General features: G+C 60.2%; 5 protein-coding genes and 1 pseudogene. 4 read left to right on the top strand and 2 right to left on the bottom strand.

The annotated features are described in order from the left end of the window. Nucleotides 1–722: tyrosine-type recombinase/integrase (locus GHK62_RS17640; protein WP_153439715.1), on the bottom strand; the 722-nt coding region annotated here is incomplete at its 3' end. Between the two features lie 552 nt (nucleotides 723–1274). Between GHK62_RS17640 and GHK62_RS17635 the strand changes: the two genes are divergently transcribed. The 4 genes from GHK62_RS17635 to GHK62_RS34870 all read left to right on the top strand — a co-directional run bounded on the left by GHK62_RS17635 (nucleotide 1275) and on the right by GHK62_RS34870 (nucleotide 2982). Beyond that, nucleotides 1275–1412 carry a hypothetical protein gene (locus GHK62_RS17635; protein WP_153440456.1) on the top strand — a complete coding sequence of 46 codons (138 nt, stop codon included), beginning with the start codon at nucleotides 1275–1277 and terminating at the stop codon, nucleotides 1410–1412. A 111-nt stretch (nucleotides 1413–1523) separates the two neighbouring features. Continuing rightward, complete coding sequence (locus GHK62_RS17630; RefSeq protein ID WP_153440455.1) at nucleotides 1524–1907, top strand: hypothetical protein; 384 nt, start codon at nucleotides 1524–1526, stop codon at nucleotides 1905–1907. Between the two features lie 297 nt (nucleotides 1908–2204). Beyond that, nucleotides 2205–2555: a transposase family protein gene (locus GHK62_RS35235; protein WP_412766029.1), complete on the top strand. Its 351-nt coding sequence runs from the start codon at nucleotides 2205–2207 to the stop codon at nucleotides 2553–2555. Nucleotides 2556–2853: 298 nt separating this feature from the next. After that, nucleotides 2854–2982: a hypothetical protein gene (locus GHK62_RS34870; protein WP_268833860.1), complete on the top strand. Its 129-nt coding sequence runs from the start codon at nucleotides 2854–2856 to the stop codon at nucleotides 2980–2982. Between the two features lie 508 nt (nucleotides 2983–3490). Here GHK62_RS34870 and GHK62_RS17620 read toward each other — a convergent pair. Continuing rightward, nucleotides 3491–4491, bottom strand: a pseudogene (locus tag GHK62_RS17620) (IS30 family transposase). Nucleotides 4492–4507 lie beyond the last annotated feature (16 nt).

Raw genomic sequence — 4507 nt, 5'->3', positions numbered from 1 at the left:
CCCGACATAGTCCGGCAGGGTAGATAGTGCCGCAGCGTGTGCACGCTGACCCGCTTGGTCAATCCCGCCGCCTTGGTCGCCGAACGGCAGGCGGCATAAAGCACCTGCACATCGATCGGCTTGTCGCCGCGTCCGGGAAACAGCCAGTTCCTCGGGCGCGCCAGCCGCCAATAGGTGCGCAGGATGGCAAGCAACTGCGGCGACAGCATCACCGTGCGATCCTTGGCGCCCTTGCCGTGACGGACCTGGATCACCATGCGCTGGCTGTCGATGTCGCCGACCTTCAGGCTCACCGTCTCCGAGGCACGCAGCCCCGCGGCATAGGCGGTCGTCAGCGCCGTGCGCGCCTTCAAGGACGGCACCGCTTCGAGAAAGCGCACGACCTCGTCGGCGCTCAAGATCGCCGGCAGCTTGCGCGGCGTGCGCGCATAGGCAATCCGCTCGGGGATCTCGGCCCGGTCCAGCGTCACGCCGTAAAAGAACCGCAGCGCGCAAACCGTCTGGTTGAGCGCCGGCCAGGAGATGCCCTGCGACACCAGGTACACCTGGAAAGCGCGCACATCCTCCAGCCCCAGCCGATCCGGCGAGCGGCCGAAATACCGGCTGAACTTTGTCACGGCATGCAGGTAGGATCGTTGCGTGGCCGGCGACAGGTTGCGGAGCGTCATGTCGTCGATCATGCGGCGGCGCAGCGGGCTCACCGCTGCCGGGGCGTCGGTCATCGGTCGGTCTCCTGGTCAGGGGTTGGTTCTCAACACCCCAACATCCCATCAGGAGACCGCGCCTCCAAACACCCACCTCTCCCGCGTCAGCGGGTTAGTTCAATCCTGTTTCGATTCAGCTTAACGCTGACCGACTCTAGACGTAAAACTTCTCTGATCCGGCGCATCGACAATCTCTGGGTTGGCATCAGGCTTCCTCGTTTGAACGAGGCACCCTGTAGCTGAGTTGTCGGCCGAAGCATCCCGCACCTCCGAAAAGGTGCTCACGATCGTCTGAAATCGTTGCTCATGATCTCGTGAAATCCGTGCTCACGATCGCCTGAAATACGCAAGCGGGGTCTCATAGGTTCCCTGACGATCCATCCCATGCCTTTACTATATTTTGCACAACCCGGCCTATGCTGGCGCATGTGTCTACGGCCGGCGTCGAATAAATGCGATCCGCCAAGGTCCAGGTTCGCACCACGCACCGCGCAACCTCGAAGGTGGCCATTGACGACTGGGAGGTTTGCATCAAAGACGCACACTTGGTTATATTGATGCGGACGGCGGATGACCGTACGCTACAGCGGCCCCGACAATGCATGCCCCGTCTACTACTGCAAGGCAGACCTCAGCCAAACCGGCGGTTCTCTCTGTCAGGAGGTTCGGGCGCCCGCAGTGGATGAACTGGTCGCCCAGATCTCCTGAAGGCGTTGGAACCTGACCAAGTCGCAATCGCCATCGCTGCGCTCGACGAGATCGCGGAGGAAACGCAGAGTCTCGAGAAACAATGGGCGCTACGGCGGGAACGTGCGCGGTATGATCCCGAGCGAGCTCGGCGTGAATACGACGCCGTGGAGTCGGAAAATCGTCTCGTACGCCAGAACCCTGGAAAAGGCATGGGAAGACAAGCTGCGCTTGGTCGATGAGATCGAGCAGGAATATCGCCGGTGGAGAGACCGAGAGCCTTTGGTGTTACAGACGCAGGCGGCGCTTCAGCAACTCGCCGAGAATTTGCCAGCTATCTGGCACTCAGAAACCACCCAACCAGAAGACCGCAAACGTATCTTGCGCTTCATCGTGCAGGCGCGGTCAGGTCGCCATCAGGATTCTTTGGCAGACCGGCGCTACCAGCGAACATCAAATCCAACGCCGAGTTCAATCTTACGATCGAGACTATGGCGAACTCGAGCTTGTGCGTGAGCGGATTATGCAACTCTGCGGGCGATATGGACAGGCAAATCGCCAAAAAAATTGAACGACGAGGGCATTCGTTCAGCCCGAGGCAGACCATTCACCTACGAGAACGTCTGGCTTCTGCGCCACCGTTGGGGAATCCCGACAGCCAAGATTAACGGTGTCGCAGCCAATCCGACACGCTGGCCTGATGGGACCTCAGGGCAATCGGGTGAAGAAATAGGTGACAAGACGGCTTTGAGCTGAATCTGTCGACATCCTCTGATTCGGGAGAGGATGGAATGATGGACGAGACGGAAGCGGATCGGGCTGAGCTGGCGGAGACGACGGTTTTTCTTTCGTTTTTTCAAGGACCTGCCGGACCATCGGCAGCCGGGCAAGGTCGTCTATCCGCTCGAGGAGATCCTGCTCTTGTGCCTGCTCGCGGTGCTGGCGGGAGCCGAGACCTTCACCGATATCGCGCGTTTTGGCGAGAAGAGGTTGGCTCTGTTGCGGCGCTTTCGGCCCTTCACCAATGGGACGCCGGCGCACGATCACCTCGGCGACATCTTCGCCATGCTCGACCATCGTAATCGTCCAAAGCGCCCGCCAGACAGCCACCAAAACCGAACAGGAAACTCGCTTCTATGTCACGTCACTGAGTTTACCCGCTGAGACAGTTGGCCCGATGGCCCGCGACCATTGGGGCCATCGAAAACAGCCTGCATTGGGTCTTGGACATGGTCTTCCGCGACGATGAATGCCGGGTGCGGACCGCGCCCGGCCGCAGCGGCTGCGCCCTGTACAGAGTAGGTCCCATCCAGGACAGCGCCGGAATGGCGAAGCGCCGAAACCCAGGTGACGAAGCAGCGCCGGAACGCCTCGGCGGCCGGACAACCCCGGCCAGTCGTGGCGCTGCTTGAGGCATGCGACATCATGGATCAGCGTATATTTGCGGGTTTCGGATGCGGCCATGATCGCCGTCGACCGTCTCCTGGCGGGTGACAACCGTGTCCTTAAAGTCCCTGGCCTTCTGCTCGGCCACGAAAAGCTTGACGTCTTCGTGCAGCGTTCCCTGATGCCTTTGAGTGCGATGATGTAATGGGCCTTCTTATCGTTGATCTTCTGGGCAATGGCGCGCTGGCAGCCCATGGCGTGATGGTGACCACGGCGCCCTCCGCGCCAAGCGAAACAGCGGCCTCATGGGGCCGCCCATCGGTGACAGGCCTCCGGTCGGCTCCGCCTCCCTGCGGCCCGTCACCGATGGAACTAACCTTCAACCGACATCATGAACCCGAAGGTGGGGGCAGTTCTTCATGACGCAAAGGGGGCAGTTCCGGATGGCGTTTGACACTCCTCGACGAGGGAGCAGACCCGATCACGCTTTCATGCAACTGAATGAAGGTCGCATTACGAATACCCTGTGATTGCGAGCAGCAACAGGGCGATCTTGCCTGCCGCAGCTCACATCTAGATGATGCGCAATGGGCCCGATAAGGTGCGCATCGACCGCAATTACCGGTGCTGGTTGATTCTGTGGGCGGATTCTAACTATTACATGACTGGAGAATCTAATCCAAGTGCAACAATGCCGTGTGAAGGGTAGGGCATCAGCTACTTTCGCGCAAATGCGCCATGAAGACTTCGGCCGGCGTGCGGTAGCCCAGGCACTTGCGCGGCAGCGCGTTCAGATGATGGACGAGAGCGACCAGCTGCTGCTGGCTGACGGCGGACAGATCGGTATCGCTGGGCACAAAGCGGCGGATGCGCTTATTGGCGTTTTCCACCGCACCTTTCTGCCAGGGCGCACTGGGGTCGCAGAACCAGCTGCGCGCGCCAATGCCATCTTCCAAAGCCCTAAAAGCGGCGAACTCCGTACCGCGATCAAAGGTAAAGCTCTGCCGCGCAAAGGCTGGCAAAGGAGAGAACGTTTCGATGATCTTGTCCATGATCGGTCTTGAGCGCCGGCTCGGGTTCTTGATCATCACAGTGTAGCGGCTCTTGCGCTCGACCAACGAGGTCAGGTTGGCATTGCCCAGATCACGTTCGAAGATCAACAAGTCGCCCTCCCAATGCCCGAACTGCGATCGGTCACCAATGAAATCAGGACGTTGCGATATCCTGCAGGCAGCAGGAAAGGCGCCGTCGCGCGGTTTCCTCGAGCCGCGGGGGCGGCGTTTGCGACGGCCTTCCGCCAGATGCTGATAGAGCTCCAGCGCTTGATCTTCCTTGCCGTAGATGAAGCGATAGATCGTCTCGGTGCAGACACGCACGGCGCTCACGCCATCGGCGAGCAGACGACCGGCGATCTGTTCCGGCGACCAAAGCGCCTTCAGCTGCGCGATCACCAGTTCGCGCAATTGCGGGTGCCGCACAAGCTTCCTCAAACGCTGCGGCCGCTCTTTGCGGATGTCGTCAGCAACCGTTGGGAAGTAGCCGCTATAGTCGGGCAGCTCGCGATCGTGAAGGTGTTGCGCCGGATCTCGCGATAGATCGTCGACCGATGACGCCCGAGTTGGCGCGCCATTTCTTTGACCGGCAGTTTGCGTTCGACAAAGTGGAAGAGGCGGCGTCGATCGGCCAGATTTAGCTGCGAATAGCGTCGTGACATCCCAAAATCTCCAAGG

The sequence above is a fragment of the Sinorhizobium terangae genome, from assembly GCF_009601505.1.
Classification (GTDB): domain Bacteria; phylum Pseudomonadota; class Alphaproteobacteria; order Rhizobiales; family Rhizobiaceae; genus Sinorhizobium; species Sinorhizobium terangae.
Note: the sequence above shows the minus strand (reverse complement) of the source record. Positions and strands in the feature narration are given on the sequence as shown.